We start from the raw sequence: 16614 nt of genomic DNA, 5'->3' as shown, positions 1-16614 counted from the left end.
GGCGACGATGCCCACCCCGAACCTCGCCGCCACGCGGTGGCAGCGTTCCTCCTACTCGGGAGGCACCGGGGACAACTGCCTGGAGCTGGGGCGGCCGGCCCCCCACGGCGGCCGGGTGCTGCTGCGGGAGTCCGACGCGCCGCGCTCCGTGCTGACCACCAGCGCCGCACGGCTCGCCGCGCTGCTGCGCGGGGTGAAGGCCGGGCGGTTCGACCGGCTGGCCGGCCCGCGGCGGGTCAGACGTGCGGGTCAGACGTAACGGGCCGTGATGCGGCGCAGACGCGCCAGGGCGCCCGCGCAGTCGTCCTCGTGCGCGACCGTGCTCAGCAACTCGCGCAGGAACAGCACCTCCATGCGATCCCGCCAGCCGTCGCCGAGCGGCCGCAGCTCGGCGTAGGCGCCGAAGAAGCGGTCCGCGTCGGCGGGCGCCGCGGAGGCGTGGAACATGCTCAGGTCCACGTCCGGCCAGGTGAACGAGACGGCGGGATCGATGAACGCGGGCGCGCCTTCCGCGGTGGCCACGATGTTGGCGTGCCACAGGTCGCCGTGCGTCAGCACGGCAGGCGTCGGCGGCACGAACGCGGGCAGCCGCGCGCAGATCCGCTCGATGGCAGCCCGGTCGGCGGCCGTGAGCGCGGCCACGGCCCGCGGCTCCGGCAGGTACCGCAGGATGCGGCGGGTGGCGTAGAACTCGTAGCCGTCGTCCGCCCAGGCATTCCGCTGCGGCAGCAGCCCGAGCCAGCCGTCCCGGTACCAGCCGTGGCGCGGCCCCCGGACGGTGTGCAGGCGGGCCAGGGCGCGTCCGGCCTCGGCCCAGAAGGCGGGGCGCCGGGCGGGGTCCTTCGCCGCCATGGCCTGCATCAGCAGCAGCCGGTCGCCCGCGTGCCGCACCTCGGGAACGGTGAGGCCGCCGTCGTCCGCGAGCGCGCGCAGGCCCGCCGCCTCCGCCGGGTACAGCCCCGGCGGCGCGCCCGCCGCGTGCTTGGCGACCAGGCGCGTTCCGTCGGGCCAGGTCAGCAGCCACACCTCGCTCACCACCCCGCCGGTCAGCGGCCGGGCGTCCGCCCCCGAGGCGTCGACGCCCGCCGCGCGCAGTGCCGCGCGGAGGGCGGGGCCGGCTCCGTTCACGCGTCGGCCGGGGGGCGCTTGCGGCGGGCGCGGTGCAGCAGGAACGCGGCGCTGGCCAGGGCGGCGCCGCGCAGCAGCCAGGGCCAGTGGTCGGCGAACGCGCCATCCGCTTCGCCCTCGGCGAGCGCCGGGCCCCAGTAGCCCGCCGTGCGGCCCAGCAGCCACAGCAGGTAGCCGCCGCCCACCAGGGCGGGCATGCCGAACGTCGCCCACTGCGCGGCGCGGCGGCTCAGCCGCGGCGACCAGTAGGTGACCAGCCAGCCCAGGCCGAGCACGACGATCGACCCGGCCACCGTGCCCGCGACCAGCAGCAGCACGCCCAGGTACTCCACCGGGCCGCCGACGCGCCGGCCGCTCAGCGCCGCCCGCGCCCACCGGCGCCCGCGCGCCGTGCGCGCCGCGCGCTCCGGCTCGGTGGGCCGGACCGCCTCCTCGGCCTCCGCGGCCGTTTCGGGGTCGAGGGCCGCGTCGAGGGCCGCGTCTGGGTCCGCCTCGGCCGGGGCGGGCGAGGCGCGCAGCATTTCGGGGATCTCGATGCCGCCGAAGAACCGGCCGATCTGGCCGTCCGGCCAGGGCTCCGCGTCCCGCTGCGGCCCGCCGAGCGGCACTTCCGGCCAGGCGGGCGCGTCGGGCCCGCCCGGGGGACCGGCGGGCGCGGACTCGACCGGGGGACCGGCGGGCGGCGACTCGACCGGCGCGCGCTCCTTGGCGGCGCGCTCCTTGGTCCGGCGCTCCCGGCGCGAGCGCTCCTTCCGCGGGGGCTCGGCGACCGGGCGGGGCGCCGGAACGGGCGCGGGCGCGGGAACGGACGCGGGCGTCGTCCCGGGCGCCGACCCGTGCTCCGCGGCGGCGGCCACGACATCCTCCGGGCGCCCCATCTTGCCCAGAATCCGCTTCACCGAGGCCCGGCTGTCCGCCCCGCCCGCCTCGGCGCGGCGCCTGCCGATCTCGTCCCGCAGCCCGTTCACGAGCGTCGCCCGCTGCGTGGCGGACATGCGCGTTCCGTGAGCCAGGTCGCCGACCCGGCTCAGATAGTCAAGTACGAGCTGCTCGCCTTCGATTCCCACGCCACTGCCCCTGCGTCGCGCCGACCGGAACCCGAACGATGCTAGTCAACTTCTCGCCTCCCCACAGGACTCACCGGGACGGCCGACGCGGAACCTGAGAGAACGCCGTTGTTCATCGCAGGTTCACCGAACGCCGTACAACCCGCTACCCACGGCTCGTTACATGGTGAACGTCCCCGCCGGACACCGACATCACGCACCCCGGGAGCCGGGCCCCGGCACCTGGCCTTGACGCCGAGCACCACGGCCCGACGCGGCGCGCGCACCGCCACGGGACCGGGGCTGAAGACCGCATCGCGTTCTTCACTGCCGACATCGACAGCGAGGGAGAGCGCCATGGGCGCCTGGTTGAGCACGACGCAACCGAGACGGCCGTCGAGCGGTGTGGACGACGACCTTGGCGGGCCGGCGGCAGGCGGTGACCTGCCAGAGCCCGCGGTGCCCGCGCAGGCGCGTATACCGCTGGGGTCCAACCCGGTGGTGCTGCTCGCGGACGCCGACGAGCGCATCCGGCAGGGCCTGACGGCCCAGCTCGCCAAGTACCAGGTATCGGTGGTGCACTGCGCGGACGGCGCCGCCGCACTGCTGGAGGCCGGGCTGCGCAAGCCGGACGTGCTGCTCGTCTCCGCCGACCTGCCCCTGATCGACGGGCCGACCGTGCTGCGCCTCGTGCGCCGCCGGCTCTCGATCCCCGTGGTGCTCGGCGTCGGCCCGGACGACACGGCGCAGGTCGCCCCCGCGCTCGCCGCCGGCGCCAGCGCGTGCGTCGCGCGCCCCTACCGGCCGCGGGAGGTCGCGCAGCTGCTGAGCCTGGCCGACCGCGGGAACCGCGGCTGGGACCAGCCGCTGGTCTGCGGGCCGCTGACGCTGGACCCCAGCACGTACGAGGTGCGGATGCACGGCGTGCCGACGGCGCGGCTACCCCTGCGTGAGTTCCAGCTGCTGCACCTGCTTATGCTGAACGCCGAAAAGGTGATCACGCGGGACCGCATCCGCGCCGAGCTGTGGGGCGAGGGCGCGCGCCGTTCCAACACCATCACCGTTCACATTAGGCGCCTGCGGGAGCGGCTCGGGGACGATCCGCACCACCCCGAGATCATCCAGACCGTCCGGGGCGTCGGCTACCGCCTGGTGCCCCCGGCGAGCTGACCGGACACCGCGCGGCACCGGCCCGGCGCCCCGGGCCGCTGCCGTCGTGCCGGTGCCCTGCGGGTCTCCCGCGGGAGGCCGTTTCCTTAACGATTCCAACTCTTTTTGTGAAACTGCCGGTTCCGTTGAACCTATCTTTCTGTTCACCTTCTGGCCCTCGCTCCTTCGCTGGCCGCTCCTACGTTCTCTTCGACACCACAACGTCATTGACTACCCGGCCGGCCCGGCTGGGCATGAACAAGGAGCAACGTCCATGCGCAACTGGCGCGCCAAGAGCGCTGCGATAGCCGCGGTCTCCGCCCTGGCCCTGGTCACGGCCTGTAGCAGCGACAACGAAGAGGACAACGGCAACGGCAACGGCGGCAACGGCGGGGGCAACGAGGAGTCGACGCTCTCCGGCACGATCTCCGGTGCGGGCGCCAGCTCGCAGGAGGCCGCGCAGGCCGCCTGGCAGGCCGGGTTCAACGAGCTGCACCCCGACGTCACGGTCAACTACGACCCGAGCGGCTCCGGCGCCGGGCGCGAGCAGTTCACCGCGGGCGGCACCGACTTCGGCGGCACCGACGCCTACCTCTCCGAGGAGGAGGGCGAGCTGGCCGCCGCGCAGGAGCAGTGCGGCGAGGTCGTCGAAATCCCGGTGTACGTCTCGCCGATCGCGGTGGTCTTCAACCTGGAGGGTGTGGACTCGCTCAACCTGAGCCCCGCCACCATCGCCCAGATCTTCAACCAGCAGATCACCAACTGGAACGACGAGGCGATCGCGGCCGACAACCCGGACGCCGAGCTGCCCGACCTCCCGATCACCCCGGTCAACCGCTCCGACGACTCCGGCACCACGGAGAACTTCGTCGAGTACCTGTCGGTGACCGCAGGCGAGGACTGGCCGCACGAGGTCAGCGACGTGTGGCCGGTCAGCGGCGGCGAGGCCGGTCAGGGCACCGCCGGTGTCGTCCAGGCCGTCGCCGGCGGCGAGGGCACCATCGGCTACGCCGACGCCAGCCAGGTGGACGACCTCGGCACCGTCGCGGTCGGCGTGGGCGAGGAGTTCGTCTCCTACTCGCCCGAGGCCGCCGCCGCCGCGCTTGAGGTCTCCGAGCGCGTCGAGGGCCGTGGCGAGTACGACTTCGCCTACGACCTGGCCCGCGACACCACCGAGAGCGGCGCCTACCCGATCGTCCTCGTCTCCTACGCGATGGCCTGCGCCACCTACGACGACGAGGCCAAGGCCGAGCTGGTCCGCGAGTACCTGTCCTACATGATCAGCCCCGAGGGCCAGGACGCCGCGGCCGCGACCGCCGGCTCCGCCCCGCTGTCCGACGCGCTGCGCACCGAGTACCAGGCCGCGGTGGACGCGATCTCCGCCGGCTGACCTCGTCCCGGCACCCACGGTCCGGGCGGCCCCTGCCACGGGTGGCCGTCCGGACCTAAGGGCTTCCCGCCCGGACCTGAGGGCTTCCCGCCCTGTCCTTGACGTCCCTGTCGCCCGCAATCGAGTCTTCAGCAGCAGAAAGGGAGAGACAGTGCCTCCCACCACCACGAGCACGCGCACCCGGGGAGCGCCGCAACGGCTGGGGGACCGTGTCTTCTCCGGCGCCTCCACCGGGGCGGGCGTGCTGATCCTCGTCATCCTCGCCGGCGTCGCGGCCTTCCTGGTCGCGGAGGCGTGGCCCGCCCTGTGGGCCGACTCCTCGGAGATCCCGGGCGGCGACGGGATCGTCCTCTACATCTGGCCGGTGCTGTTCGGCACGCTGCTCTCGGCCTTCTTCGCGCTCGTCATCGCCACCCCGCTGGCCGTCGCGATCGCGCTGTTCATCACGCACTACGCGCCGCGCCGCATCGCCTCCCTGCTGGGCTACCTCATCGACCTGCTGGCCGCCGTGCCCAGCATCATCTTCGGCCTGTGGGGCGCGTTCGAGCTCGCCCCGATGACGGTCGAGCCCACCCGGTGGCTGGAGGACAACCTCGGCTTCATCCCGCTCTTCGACGGGCCCGCCTCGCCCACCGGCCGCACCATGCTGGTCGCCACGATCGTCCTCGCCGTGATGATCCTGCCGATCGCCACCGCCGTGATCCGGGAGGCGTTCCTCCAGACGCCGCGGCTGCACGAGGAGGCGTCCCTCGCGCTGGGCGCGACCCGCTGGGAGATGATCCGCATGGCGGTGCTCCCGTTCGGCAGGTCGAGCATCATCGGCGGCCTGATGCTCGGGCTCGGCCGCGCGCTCGGCGAGACCATGGCCGTCGCCATCGTGCTGTCGGCCAGCCGCGACGTGGTCTCCTTCGACCTCATCAGCAGCGAGAACCCCTCGACCATCGCCGCGAACATCGCACTGTCCTTCCCCGAGGCGTCCGGCCTCGACGTGAACACGCTGATCGCCTCGGGTCTCGTCCTCTTCGCCGTGACGCTCCTCGTCAACATGGGGGCCCGCGCGGTGATCAACCGGCGTCGCGACTTCTCGGGAGCCAACTGATGTCCACTCCGACGACCTCCCTGGACAAGGGCGACAGGAACGACAAGGGCAGGGCCCGCGAGGAGGCCGCCGCGCTGCTGGCCGACATGCCGCTGACGCATGGTTCCCTGCCGCGCCGCGCGGCGCCGCTCACGCTGCTGGCGTTCGTGCTGGCCGGCATCGCCGTGTGGCAGACGGGGCTGCTCGGCGCGGCGTTCGCGGGCATTCTGGTCGCCGTCGGCTACACGGCCGTCATCTACGTCTGGGCCCGCCGGGTCGAAGGCCCGCGGGGCGCGTTCGACCGGCTGGTGACGGCCGTGGTGTCCTCGGCGTTCGCGCTGGCGCTGCTCCCGCTCATCTCGGTGATCAGCACCGTCGTGTCGGAGGGCGCCGCCCGGTTTGACGCCGACTTCTTCAACAACTCGATGCTTGGCGTCGTCGACGAGGGCGGCGGCGCGCACCACGCCCTCATGGGCACCCTGATCATCACCGGCATCGCCGCGCTGATGTCCGTGCCGGTCGGCCTCATGACGGCGATCTACCTGATCGAGTACGGCCGCGGGCGCCTGGCCCGCTGGATCACCTTCTTCGTCGACGTGATGACCGGCATCCCCTCGATCGTGGCCGGCCTCTTCGTCTACGCGCTGTTCGAGCTGTTCTACGGTCCCGGTATCCGCATGGGCTTCATGGGCTCCGTCGCGCTGAGCGTGCTGATGATCCCCGTCGTCGTCCGTTCCGCCGAGGAAATGCTCAAGCTGGTGCCGAACGAGCTGCGTGAAGCCTCGTACGCGCTGGCCGTGCCCAAGTGGCGCACCATCCTCAAGGTGGTGCTGCCGACCGCGCTGGCCGGCATCGCCACCGGCGTGACGCTGGCCATCGCCCGCGTCATCGGCGAGACCGCACCGCTGCTGATCACCGTCGGCATCACCAGGGGCGACAACTTCGACCCGTTCAACGAGCGGATGGCGACCCTCTCGGTCTTCTCCTACAACCAGTACGCCTACGCGCCGGGCCACGCCCGCGACCTGTTCTACGAACGGGCCTGGGCCGCGGCACTCACGCTCATCCTCATCGTGATGACGCTGAACCTGCTGGCCCGGCTGATCGCCAAGCTGTTCGCCCCCAAGACCCGCGCCTGAACCCGCGCCCGAAGACCGAAGAAGAAAGCGAAGCACTGTGGCCAAGCGCATCGAGGTCAAGGGCCTCGACATCTACTACGACAAGTTCCTCGCCGTCCAGGGCGTCTCCATGACGATCGAGCCGCGGTCCGTGACCGCGCTCATCGGCCCGTCCGGCTGCGGCAAGTCGACCTTCCTGCGCACCCTCAACCGCATGCACGAACTGGTGCCGAAGGCCCGGGTCGAGGGCAAGGTCCTGATGGACAACCAGGACCTGTACGGCGCGAACGTCGACCCCGTCGGCGTCCGCCGCCACATCGGCATGGTGTTCCAGCGGCCGAACCCGTTCCCCACCATGTCCATCTACGACAACGTGGCGGCCGGCCTGAAGCTCAACAACAAGCGGATGAAGCGCAAGGACCTCGACGACCTCGTCGAGCGTTCGCTGCGCTCGGCCAACCTGTGGGAAGAGGTCAAGGACCGGCTGAACCGTCCGGGCTCCGGCCTCTCCGGCGGCCAGCAGCAGCGCCTGTGCATCGCGCGCGCCATCGCGGTGGCGCCGGACGTGCTGCTGATGGACGAGCCGTGCTCCGCGCTCGACCCGATCTCCACGCAGGCCATCGAGGACCTGATCACGGAGCTGAAGGAGCAGTACACCATCGTGATCGTGACGCACAACATGCAGCAGGCGCAGCGCATCAGCGACACGACGGGCTTCTTCAACCTCCAGGCGATCGGCGAGCCCGGCGGCCTGGTCGAGCTGGACACCACCACCAAGATCTTCACCAACCCGGCCAACAGTGACACCGAGCGCTACGTGTCCGGCCGCTTCGGGTGAGGAACGGGGGCAGCGTCCCATGCGGAAGCGGCTCGTCAGGGCCGCCGCGCCCGCGGCGGCCCTCCTGCTGATCGCCGGCTGCGCCGGGGACGACGCCGCCACGGTCACCCGCGGCAGCCTCTCCGGGCGGCTGGCCGGCTCGGGCGCGACGTTCCCCGAGCCGCTGTTCGAACGGTGGATGTCGCACTACGGCACGCACGTCGAGACCGGCGCCGCCATCGACTACCGGCCCGTCGGCTCCGGCGGCGGCATCGAGCAGTTCCTGGCGGGCACGGTCGACTTCGGCTCATCCGAGCGCTACCTGCGGCAGCGCGAACTCGCCGTCGCCGCCGACGTCCGCGGCTGCGACGCCGTGCAGTTCCCCGTGGTGTTCGGCGCGGTCGCCATCGTGCTGAACGACGAGGCGCTGGACGGCATGGTCCTGACCGCCGAGGTGCTCGCCCGGATCTACGACGGGCAGATCACCCGCTGGAACGATCCGGCCGTCGCCGCGCTCAACCCGGACCTGGACCTGCCCGAGCGGCGTATCGTCCCCGTCCACCGCTCGGACGGCTCCGGCACCACCTACGTCTTCACCCGCTACCTCACCACCGAAGTCCCGTTCTGGGGCGAGCGGTACGCGGAGGGCACGGACATCGACTGGCACGAGACCGCCGTCGGCGGCGACGGCAACGCGGGCGTGGCCGGCGCCGTGCGGGACAGCGCCGGCGGCCTCGGCTACGTCAACCAGTCCCACGCCGACGAAGCCGGTCTCGCCACCGCCCGCGTCGTCAACGAGGACGGCACCCCGGTCGCGCCGACCCTTGAGGCCACCACGGCCGCCTCCGCGGAGGCGGAGATCCCGGACAACTTCCAGTTCGCCATCGACGACATCGGCGGCGCGGGCTACCCGATCACCGGCGCCAACTGGATCTTCGCCTACACCTGCGGCTACGACGGCGACACCGCCGCGCTGCTGCGCGACTTCTGGACCTGGGCCCTGAACGACGCCACCGCCGACCGCTTCGCGGCGGACCTCGGCTACGCCCCGATGAGCCGGTCCCTGAAGACCCGCGTCACCGAGGAGATCCGGCACATCAACGCCGACGGCTGAGCCGGTGCTCAACCCGGGCTCACCCGGGCTCACCCGGGTCAGGTGTGCGTGAGGTGCTGCTGGAGTTCGTCGAGGATCTGCTCCGCGGCCGTGTAGCCGATGCCGAGGAACCACAGCTGGTCGTCGACCCGGAACGCCCGGCCTTCCTGTACGGCCGTCAGCTCCTCCCACAGCGGCCCGCCGACCGCGTCCTCCTCGCCCGACGCGTCGGGTGCGCCGTAGGAGGTGTAGAAGATGAAGTCGCCGTCCGCCCGGTCGACCTGCTCGGGGCTGACCTCCACCGCGAAGCCGTCCTCGGCCTCCTCGGTGATCGCCGGGCGGCCGAGGCCGACGTCCGCCAGGATGGTGCCGATGAAGTTGTCCTGGCCGTACAGGCGCGTGTTGCCGCCCTCGATGAAGCGGACCATGCTCACCTCGGTCCCGGCCGCGGCCTCGGCGCCGCCGACCGCCTCCGTGACCTCCGCGACGTGCGCCTCGTACGCGGCGACGACCTCCTCGGCCTCCGCGGACCTGCCCAGCGCCTCCGCGTGCATGAGGAAGTTGTCCTGCCAGGGCGCGCCCACGTTCTCGCTGAACACCGTGGGGGCGATCTGCGACAGCTCGTCGTAGCGCTGCTCGTCGCGGACCTTGCTGCCGAGGATCAGGTCCGGGTCCAGCTCGTGGATCGCCTCCAGGTCGGGCGCGGCGATGGTGCCGACGTTCTCGATGTCCGCCAGGCCCTCCTGCGGCAGGTAGTCGAGGAACATCGTCCCGGTGTCCGTCTGCACCGCGCCGACCGGCGTGACGCCCAGCGTGATCGCGGTGTCCAGTTCGCCGGTGTCGAGCACGACGACGCGCTCCGGGTCCTCGGGGACCTCCACCGGGCCCATCGCGGTCTCGACGGTCCTGGTGCCGCCCCCGCCGTTCCCCTCGCCGTCGCCCCCGGAGCCGGAGCCGGAGTCGTCCGAGCCGCAGGCCGCCAGCGCGAGGGCGGCGGTCAGGGCGACGGCGGTGGCGGCGGTGCTTCTGCGGTACCTGTGCTGCCTGTGGTGCCTGCGGTTCATGTGGGCGTTGCCTTTTCTCTCGCGGTGTCCCGCGCCGTGCCCGGCGCGGATTTCGGGTGGGGCACCGGCGCCCCGGGAACGACGAGCGGCGAGCCGGTCACCGGATCGGGCACGACGACCGCCTCCAGGCCGAACACCTCGTGCACCAGACCGGCCGTCACCACCTCCTCCGGCCGGCCGCGCGCCACGATGCGCCCGTCCTTCATCGCGACCAGGAAATCCGCGTACCTGGCGGCCTGGTTCAGATCGTGCAGCACCGTCACGACGGTCCGTTCCATGCGCCGCACCAGGTTCAGGACGTCGACCTGGTGCGCGATGTCGAGGAACGTCGTCGGCTCGTCGAGCAGCAGCAGGTCCGTGTCCTGCGCCAGCGCCATGGCGATCCACACCCGCTGCCGCTGCCCGCCGGACAGCGCGTCCACCGGCCGGTCGGCGAGCGACGTCACGTCGGTGCGCGCCATCGCCTCCGTCACGGCCCGTTCGTCCGCCTCCGACCACTGCTGCCACCACCGCTGGTGCGGCTGGCGCCCGCGGGACACCAGGTCGACCACCGTGATCGCCTCGGGCGCCACGGGGGACTGCGGCAGCAGTCCGATGGCCTGCGCGATGCGCCGCGTCGGGATGCGCGCCAGCTCCTGGCCGTCCAGCAGCACCGCGCCGCCGCGCGGCTTCAGCAGCCGCCCGAGCGCCCGCAGCGTCGTCGACTTGCCGCATGCGTTCGGGCCGACGATGACGGTGACCTGCCCGTCCGGAATCTCCAGGTCGAGGCCGTCGACGACCGGGTGCGCCTCGTCGTAGCCGAGGACGAGCCCCCGGGCGCCCAGACGGTGACTCATGCGCGTCCTCCGGTGCGGTTGGCGACGATCAGCCAGAGCAGATAGGGCGCGCCCACCGCGGCCGTCACCACGCCGACGGGCAGTTCGGTGGGCGAGAACAGGGTCCGGGCCGCCACGTCGGCGAGCACGGTGATGAACGCGCCGGTGAGCGCGGAGCACACCAGCGGGATCTGGGCGGTGCCGGTCAGGCGGCGCGCGATCTGCGGCGCGAGCAGCGCCACGAAGTCCACCGGGCCCGCCGCGCCCGTCGCCAGCGCGGCCAGCAGCACGCCCACCGTCGCCAGGCCGAGCCGGGTCCTGGCCAGCCGGATGCCGAGCGCGGTGGCCGTGTCGTCGTCCAGGACGACGGAACGCTGCGCGCGGGCCGCCCACACCACGGCGGGCAGCAGGAGCAGCAGGCCGATGGCCAGCGGCGCGGCCTCCGCGTTGCCGCGCCCGTTGAGGGAGCCGGTCATCCACACGGTGGCCTGCTGCGCGACCTGGTAGTCGCCCTTGGTGAGGAACAGCTGCGTGACCGAGCGCAGCGCGATGGCGAAGCCGATGCCGATGAGCACGAAGCGGGCCGCGTGCAGGCCGCCGCGCCAGGCGAAGACGTAGACCAGTCCCGCGGCGGCGAGCCCGCCCGCCACCGACCAGTACGGCAGCACGGCGGTGGACACCGCGCCGTAGGTCATGGCGCCCACGGTCAGGGCCGCGGCGCCGTGCGTGACGCCGATGATGTCGGGGCTGGCCAGCGGGTTGCGCGCCACGGACTGGATCAGCGCGCCCGCCACCCCGAGCGCGGCGCCGACCAGCAGCCCGAGCGTCATCCGCGGCAGGCGCAGCGTTCCGACGACGAACTCGGCGGAGGAGTCCAGGCCGAAGGCCGCCCGCAGGGCCGCTCCCGGCGCGACCGCCGAGGTGCCCAGGCACAGCGACGCCAGGCACGCGCCGAGCAGCGCCGCCGTCAGCACCGCGACCACCAGGGCCGAACGCCGGTGCAGCAGGAACGAGGCGCCGCGCCCGCGCGCCACCGCGTACCCGGCGGCGCCCACCGCGGGCCGCCGCTGCCGCGGAGCCGTTTCCCGCAGGGCCGTTCCGCTCACGACCGCACCCCCGACCTGCGCACCAGAACGACGAGGAACGGCACGCCGATCAGCGCGGTCATCACCCCGGACGGCACCTCGGAGGGCGGGAACACCAGCCGCGCGACCACGTCCGCGACCAGCAGCATCACCGCCCCCAGCAGCGCGGACATCGGCAGCAGCCAGCGGTGCCCGCCGCCCACCAGACCGCGCGCCAGATGCGGAACGGCCAGGCCGACGAACGCGATCGGACCGGCCGCGGCGACGGCGGCCCCGGCCAGCACGACGGCCCCGAGGCCGCCGGTGACGCGGACGAGGGCCACGTTCTGTCCGAGGCCGCGGGCCACGTCGTCGCCGAGCGCCAGCGCGTCGAGCCCGCGCGCCGCGGCGATCACCAACACCGTGCCGGTGAGCAGGAACGGCCAGATATCCGCGGCGATGGACGCGTCCCGCCCGGAAAGCGACCCGATCTGCCAGAACCTGAACTGCTCCAGGGTCGTGGCGCGCGTGGTCAGCACGCCCGCGGTGACCGAGGCGAGCAGCGCGTTCACGGCCGCGCCCGACAGCGCCAGCTTCACCGGCGAGGCGCCGCCCCGGCCGCGGGACGCCACCGCGTACACGCCGACGCCGGCGAGGGCGGCTCCGGCCAGCGCGTACCAGACGTAGTCGTCCAGCGAGTGCGCGCCGGCGAACGCGATGGCGAGCACCACGCCGACCGAGGCGCCCTGGCTGACGCCGAGCAGCCCGGGCTCGGCGATCGGATTGCGCGTGAGACCCTGCATCACCGCGCCCGCCATGCCCAGCGCCGCCCCCACCATCAGGCCGATCACGGTCCGCGGCACCCGCAGCTCCCGCACCACCTTCGCGGCCGCGCCCTCGCCCTGGCCGATCAGCGCCTGCCACACCTCGCCCGGCGCGAGGGAACGGCTGCCGAGCGCCAGGCTCAGCAGCGCGGCCAGCGCCACCGCGGCGGCCGCCGCGGCCAGCAGCGCCGAACGCCGCACGGCGCCGCCGCCGCTGGGCGCGCGCACGGCGCGCGACACGGCGCGCTGCGCGGCGGGCGACGGCGGGGCGGCGGCAGGCATGCGTTCCTCGGCAGGTCGGTCGGTCCGGTCGGGGCCGCACGGCACCTAGGTTAGGCGAACCTAAGTCTCCGCGCGTGCTGGAGGCACAATAGCCGTATGCCGCATTCCCCGCAGACCGCGCCGCTGACCGTCGGATTCGATCTCGACATGACCCTCATCGACTCCAGGCCGGGCATCAAGGCGGCCTACGACGCGCTGTCCGCGGAGACCGGCGTGTACGTCGACTCCGACCTCGTGGTCTCCCGCCTCGGGCCGCCCGTGGAGGAGGAGTTGGCGTACTGGTTCCCCGCCGGTTCGGTCGGGGCCACCGCCGACCGCTACCGCACCATCTACGCCGACCACGCGGTGCACGGCACCGGCCCGCTGCCCGGCGCCCGGGAGGCCATCGACGCCGTCCACCGCCACGGCGGCCGGGCGATCGTCGTCACCGCCAAGCACCAGCCCAACGCCGTGCTGCACATGGACCACCTCGGGCTGCGGCCCGACGCCGTCATCGGCTCGCTGTGGGCCGAGGCCAAGGCGGAGGCGCTGCGCGCGCACGGGGCGCGCGTGTACGTCGGCGACCACATCGGGGACGTGCGGGGCGCGAAGGCGGCCGGGGCCCACTCGGTCGCCGTGGCCACCGGCCCCTGCGCCACGGCGGAGCTGAGCGCCGCGGGCGCCGACACGGTGCTGGACGACCTCACCGCGTTCCCCGCCTGGCTGGACGCCTACCTGGCCTGAACGCCCCGCCCCGGCACGGGCCTGTCGGCCTGCGCCGCGCGGGCCGCGCGGCGCTGGTGCGCCATACCGCGCAGCAGCCCGGCCGCGGCGATGACGAAACCGGCGCCCATCAGCATCGACACCACATACGCGGCCGTCGGCAGCGGCTCCGCGCCGATGAACAGCGGGATCACCGTGACCATCGTCGCCACCGCGCCGACGGCGAAGACGACGGCCCCGGCGCGCACCAGACCGTCCCCGGGACCCGCCGGGTCGTTGTCACTCACCCGTCCAGGGTCGCAGGTGCGCATACTCGCCTCGCGGCGGGGGCAGTGATCCTCCGAAACGGCCCGGCGGCGTCTTGTCACCGGACCGGGGGCGATTAGCCTGAGAGGTGGCGGGTCCGGTCGGCCCGCCTCATTGTTATGACGAGTGCGAGGACGAGACACGTGCCTACCGGCAAGGTCAAGTGGTTCAACAGCGAGAAGGGCTTCGGCTTCCTTTCCCGTGACGACGGCGGCGACGTCTTCGTGCACTCATCCGCGCTGCCCGAAGGAGTGGACGGCCTCCGGCCGGGCCAGCGTGTCGAGTTCGGCGTCGTCGCCGGCCAGCGCGGCGACCAGGCGCTGTCCGTCACACTGCTCGACCCCGTGCCCTCCGTCGCCGCCGCCCAGCGCCGCAAGCCCGACGAGCTGGCCTCCATCGTCCAGGACCTGACGACCCTGCTGGACGGCGTGTCCCAGCAGCTGGAGCGCGGCAGGTACCCCGACCGCACCAGCGGCCGGAAGATCGCCGGCATGCTCCGCGCGGTCGCCGACCAACTGGACGTCTAGGACGGGATCTGGCGAGTCGCCGGGGCGGGCACGGGCGCGAGCAGCGCCTCCGGTACCGCGGGGACCAGCCCTTCGCCGGCCGCCCGGGTCAGCAGCTCACGTATCGCCGCGTACCCGGCGTCGCCCAGATCCTCGGTGAACTCGTTGACGTACAGGCCGATATGGGCGTCCGCGACGTCCCGCTCCATCTCCTGCGCGTGGGCCAGCACGTACTCCCGGCCCGCGGACGGGTCGTCCCAGGCGCGGCGCAGCGAGCCGCGGATCGCGTCGGCGATGCCGCGCAGCCGCTCCTCGCCGAGCGACCGCTTGGCGATGATCGCGCCCAGCGGGATGGGGTGCCCGGTCGTGCCCTCCCAGAACTCGCCGAGGTCGGCCAGCCGGTGCAGCCCGTACCGCTGGAACGTGAAGCGCGCCTCGTGGATGACGAGACCGGCGTCCACCCGCCCGTCGCGCACCGCCGGCATGATCTCGTGGAACGGCATCACCCGCACCTCGCCGACCCCGCCCGGCACGTGCGCCGCCGTCCACAGCCGGAACAGCAGGTAGGCGGTGGACCGTTCGGCCGGCACCGCCACCGTCCGCCCGGCCAGGTCCGCCGGCTCCCGTTCGCCCGCGGTGAGCACCAGCGGCCCGCAGCCCCGCCCCAGCGCGCCGCCGCAGGGCAGCAGCGCGTAGGTGTCGAGCACCCAGGGCAGCACCGCGTAGGACACCTTGAGGATGTCGCCCTCGCCGCGCTCCGCCAGCCCGTTGGTGACGTCGATGTCGGCGAACGACACGTCCACCGGCGGCGCGCCGGGCACCAGGCCGTGCGCCAGGGCGTGGAAGACGAACGTGTCGTTGGGGCAGGGGGAGTAGGAGATGCGAAGCGCGTCAGTCACGGTCCCTCCAGGTGTCGAGTACGGGCCAGGTGGCGGCGAACGCGGCGGTCAGCGCCCGCAGGGCCGCCGGAATCCGCCACGCGTCGCGGTCGCGCGGGCCGACGGCGTTGGAGACGGTGCGGATCTCCAGCACGGGAACGCCGTGCAGCGCGGCGGCCGTCGCCACGCCGAACCCCTCCATCGCCTCCGCGGCGGCGCCGCGGTGCCGGCCGGCCAGCTCCGCGGCCCGCTCGGCGCTGCCCGTCGCGGCCTGGACGGTGAGCACCGGGCCGAACGCGGCGCCGGTGGCCGCGGCGACCGCGCGGGCCAGCCGTTCGGGCGGCCGGTGGGCGGCCACGCCGAACCCCAGCTCCTCGATGCCGAGGAACCCGTCGGGGGTGTGGCTGCCCAGGTCGGCGGCCACGATCGTGGAGGCGACCACCGTCGCCTCCACGGCGACGGCGGGACCGAAGCCGCCGCCCACGCCCGCCGACACCACGAGCCCGTACGGCTCAGGCGCGCCCGCGAGCACGGCCGAGGCGGTCGCCGCCGCGGCGGCGGGGCCGACGCCCGCGGCCACCGCGTCCACCGTCAGCCGCGTCCGCGCCGGGCGGCCCCGGAAGCGCGCGGGGCCCGGGCCCGGCAGCTCCGCCACCGGCTCCCGCGGCTCCCGCGCGAGGGCGGCGAGCACCGCGTCCCGCTCCGCGGGCACCGCGGTGACCACGAGGACCTTCAGCGGCGGAGCGCCGCCCGCCTCAGACGTCGGACTCAAGATCGACGTTCCACACGCCCTCGAAGGAGCCGAACAGCCGTTCCTCGTACTGTTCCTGCGACTCGGAGTTCCAGATGGCCTCCGCGTCGTAGTCCTCGCTCACCTGGGCCACGACGACCCGCAGATCGCCGCGCTCCGGGAGCGCGCCCGTCGTCTGGCTCTGCTGCTGCTGGCTCTGCCGCAGCCGGTCCACCTCGAACGTCTGGTAGGTGGAGGTGAACGGCGTCGCGTCGTGCAGCAGCCCGTTGTAGAACACCAGCCAGCCGGTGTCGGCGACCTCGGGGTCCACCCCGATGCGGAACGTGGACCCGACCCCGGCGGTGAACGCGGGAACGCCGTCCTCGCCCTCAAGGCACTCGCGCACCCGGTCCACGCCCAGCGGCTCGTCGTGCCCGTGGCACTCCTCCGCGGTCTCCCGCGAGGCGGTGTGCGAACCGAGCGTGAAGTGTGCGCTCGGGCTCGGCTTCTGGCAGCCGGACAGCGCGAGGAGCCCCAGCGAGGCGGTGCCGAGCGCGACGGTGGTGCGGGCGGCCCGGCGGCCCCTGCTGGTGGCGAGGCTGGTGGCGAGCGCAGTCATGCGGG

General features: G+C 73.6%; 19 protein-coding genes. 9 read left to right on the top strand and 10 right to left on the bottom strand.

Annotation, left to right across the window (positions count from 1 at the left end):
- Positions 1-7 precede the first annotated feature (7 nt).
- A complete protein-coding gene (locus RM779_RS04880) occupies positions 8-259 on the top strand; it encodes a DUF397 domain-containing protein (RefSeq protein WP_311616146.1) in 252 nt (83 codons plus the stop codon).
- Here RM779_RS04880 and RM779_RS04875 read toward each other — a convergent pair.
- On the bottom strand, positions 250-1128 hold the full coding sequence (locus RM779_RS04875) for a fructosamine kinase family protein (protein WP_311616144.1): 879 nt from the start codon (positions 1126-1128) through the stop codon (positions 250-252). The genes RM779_RS04880 and RM779_RS04875 overlap by 10 nt on opposite strands.
- Positions 1125-2195: a hypothetical protein gene (locus RM779_RS04870; RefSeq protein ID WP_311616142.1), complete on the bottom strand. Its 1071-nt coding sequence runs from the start codon at positions 2193-2195 to the stop codon at positions 1125-1127. Before RM779_RS04870 ends, RM779_RS04875 begins: the two co-directional genes overlap by 4 nt.
- Positions 2196-2531: 336 nt before the next feature.
- Here RM779_RS04870 and RM779_RS04865 point away from each other — a divergent pair, with 336 nt between their 5' ends.
- The 6 genes from RM779_RS04865 to pstS (RM779_RS04840) all read left to right on the top strand — a co-directional run bounded on the left by RM779_RS04865 (position 2532) and on the right by pstS (RM779_RS04840) (position 8840).
- Positions 2532-3344 carry a response regulator transcription factor gene (locus RM779_RS04865; RefSeq protein ID WP_311616140.1) on the top strand — a complete coding sequence of 271 codons (813 nt, stop codon included), beginning with the start codon at positions 2532-2534 and terminating at the stop codon, positions 3342-3344.
- A gap of 253 nt (positions 3345-3597) precedes the next feature.
- Entirely contained in the window at positions 3598-4713 is a 1116-nt protein-coding gene (gene pstS, locus RM779_RS04860; protein WP_311616138.1) for a phosphate ABC transporter substrate-binding protein PstS, read from the top strand.
- A 151-nt stretch (positions 4714-4864) separates the two neighbouring features.
- Complete coding sequence (gene pstC, locus RM779_RS04855) at positions 4865-5812, top strand: phosphate ABC transporter permease subunit PstC (RefSeq protein WP_311616136.1); 948 nt, start codon at positions 4865-4867, stop codon at positions 5810-5812.
- Entirely contained in the window at positions 5812-6930 is a 1119-nt protein-coding gene (gene pstA, locus RM779_RS04850) for a phosphate ABC transporter permease PstA (RefSeq protein WP_311616134.1), read from the top strand. Before pstC ends, pstA begins: the two co-directional genes overlap by 1 nt.
- A 37-nt stretch (positions 6931-6967) precedes the next feature.
- Entirely contained in the window at positions 6968-7747 is a 780-nt protein-coding gene (gene pstB, locus RM779_RS04845; RefSeq protein WP_077060804.1) for a phosphate ABC transporter ATP-binding protein PstB, read from the top strand.
- Between the two features lie 19 nt (positions 7748-7766).
- A complete protein-coding gene (gene pstS / locus RM779_RS04840) occupies positions 7767-8840 on the top strand; it encodes a phosphate ABC transporter substrate-binding protein PstS (protein WP_311616131.1) in 1074 nt (357 codons plus the stop codon).
- A gap of 38 nt (positions 8841-8878) precedes the next feature.
- Here pstS (RM779_RS04840) and RM779_RS04835 read toward each other — a convergent pair whose 3' ends face one another.
- Genes RM779_RS04835 through RM779_RS04820 form a run of 4 tightly spaced genes read right to left on the bottom strand, consistent with a single transcriptional unit; the run spans position 8879 to position 12868 of the window.
- Positions 8879-9883, bottom strand: a complete 1005-nt coding sequence (locus RM779_RS04835; protein ID WP_311616129.1) for an ABC transporter substrate-binding protein — start codon at positions 9881-9883, stop codon at positions 8879-8881.
- Complete coding sequence (locus RM779_RS04830; RefSeq protein ID WP_311616127.1) at positions 9880-10719, bottom strand: ABC transporter ATP-binding protein; 840 nt, start codon at positions 10717-10719, stop codon at positions 9880-9882. The genes RM779_RS04835 and RM779_RS04830 overlap by 4 nt, the downstream gene beginning before the upstream one ends.
- Positions 10716-11804 (bottom strand): FecCD family ABC transporter permease, encoded by a 1089-nt coding sequence (locus tag RM779_RS04825; RefSeq protein ID WP_311616125.1) that lies wholly within the window; start codon positions 11802-11804, stop codon positions 10716-10718. Before RM779_RS04825 ends, RM779_RS04830 begins: the two co-directional genes overlap by 4 nt.
- Positions 11801-12868, bottom strand: a complete 1068-nt coding sequence (locus RM779_RS04820) for a FecCD family ABC transporter permease (protein WP_311616124.1) — start codon at positions 12866-12868, stop codon at positions 11801-11803. Before RM779_RS04820 ends, RM779_RS04825 begins: the two co-directional genes overlap by 4 nt.
- A 96-nt stretch (positions 12869-12964) precedes the next feature.
- On the opposite strand from RM779_RS04820, the gene RM779_RS04815 reads away from it, so the two are divergent.
- Complete coding sequence (locus tag RM779_RS04815; protein ID WP_311616122.1) at positions 12965-13591, top strand: HAD family hydrolase; 627 nt, start codon at positions 12965-12967, stop codon at positions 13589-13591.
- Here RM779_RS04815 and RM779_RS04810 read toward each other — a convergent pair.
- Positions 13579-13857, bottom strand: coding sequence for a hypothetical protein (locus tag RM779_RS04810; RefSeq protein ID WP_394813220.1), 279 nt, complete (start codon positions 13855-13857; stop codon positions 13579-13581). The two genes, RM779_RS04815 and RM779_RS04810, sit on opposite strands and share 13 nt — an antisense overlap.
- A gap of 162 nt (positions 13858-14019) precedes the next feature.
- Between RM779_RS04810 and RM779_RS04805 the strand changes: the two genes are divergently transcribed.
- Positions 14020-14403 (top strand): cold-shock protein, encoded by a 384-nt coding sequence (locus RM779_RS04805; RefSeq protein ID WP_077060810.1) that lies wholly within the window; start codon positions 14020-14022, stop codon positions 14401-14403.
- On the opposite strand, the gene RM779_RS04800 is transcribed toward RM779_RS04805, so the two are convergent.
- From RM779_RS04800 to RM779_RS04790, 3 genes are read right to left on the bottom strand one after another with little or no spacing between them, the layout of a single operon-like run.
- Positions 14400-15281 carry a 1,4-dihydroxy-6-naphthoate synthase gene (locus RM779_RS04800; protein ID WP_311616117.1) on the bottom strand — a complete coding sequence of 294 codons (882 nt, stop codon included), beginning with the start codon at positions 15279-15281 and terminating at the stop codon, positions 14400-14402. The two genes, RM779_RS04805 and RM779_RS04800, sit on opposite strands and share 4 nt — an antisense overlap.
- Complete coding sequence (locus tag RM779_RS04795; protein ID WP_311616520.1) at positions 15274-15996, bottom strand: futalosine hydrolase; 723 nt, start codon at positions 15994-15996, stop codon at positions 15274-15276. The genes RM779_RS04800 and RM779_RS04795 overlap by 8 nt, the downstream gene beginning before the upstream one ends.
- A gap of 19 nt (positions 15997-16015) precedes the next feature.
- Complete coding sequence (locus RM779_RS04790) at positions 16016-16609, bottom strand: hypothetical protein (RefSeq protein ID WP_311616115.1); 594 nt, start codon at positions 16607-16609, stop codon at positions 16016-16018.
- Between the last annotated feature and the right edge of the window lie 5 nt (positions 16610-16614).

This window comes from Streptomyces johnsoniae (genome assembly GCF_031845565.1).
GTDB classification, from domain to species: domain Bacteria; phylum Actinomycetota; class Actinomycetes; order Streptomycetales; family Streptomycetaceae; genus Streptomyces; species Streptomyces johnsoniae.
The sequence above is the reverse complement of the archived record's forward strand: the minus strand, read 5'-3'. Positions and strand labels throughout refer to the sequence as shown.

What these genes read in the sequence shown, in the direction of transcription:
- RM779_RS04835 (WP_311616129.1), bottom strand. Translation starts at nt 9,883, where the DNA reads ATGAACCGCAGGCACCACAGGCAGCACAGGTACCGCAGAAGCACCGCC.
- pstS (WP_311616138.1), top strand. Translation starts at nt 3,598, where the DNA reads ATGCGCAACTGGCGCGCCAAGAGCGCTGCGATAGCCGCGGTCTCCGCC.
- RM779_RS04790 (WP_311616115.1), bottom strand. Translation starts at nt 16,609, where the DNA reads ATGACTGCGCTCGCCACCAGCCTCGCCACCAGCAGGGGCCGCCGGGCC.
- RM779_RS04820 (WP_311616124.1), bottom strand. Translation starts at nt 12,868, where the DNA reads ATGCCTGCCGCCGCCCCGCCGTCGCCCGCCGCGCAGCGCGCCGTGTCG.
- RM779_RS04880 (WP_311616146.1), top strand. Translation starts at nt 8, where the DNA reads ATGCCCACCCCGAACCTCGCCGCCACGCGGTGGCAGCGTTCCTCCTAC.
- RM779_RS04830 (WP_311616127.1), bottom strand. Translation starts at nt 10,719, where the DNA reads ATGAGTCACCGTCTGGGCGCCCGGGGGCTCGTCCTCGGCTACGACGAG.
- pstS (WP_311616131.1), top strand. Translation starts at nt 7,767, where the DNA reads ATGCGGAAGCGGCTCGTCAGGGCCGCCGCGCCCGCGGCGGCCCTCCTG.
- pstA (WP_311616134.1), top strand. Translation starts at nt 5,812, where the DNA reads ATGTCCACTCCGACGACCTCCCTGGACAAGGGCGACAGGAACGACAAG.
- RM779_RS04815 (WP_311616122.1), top strand. Translation starts at nt 12,965, where the DNA reads ATGCCGCATTCCCCGCAGACCGCGCCGCTGACCGTCGGATTCGATCTC.
- RM779_RS04865 (WP_311616140.1), top strand. Translation starts at nt 2,532, where the DNA reads ATGGGCGCCTGGTTGAGCACGACGCAACCGAGACGGCCGTCGAGCGGT.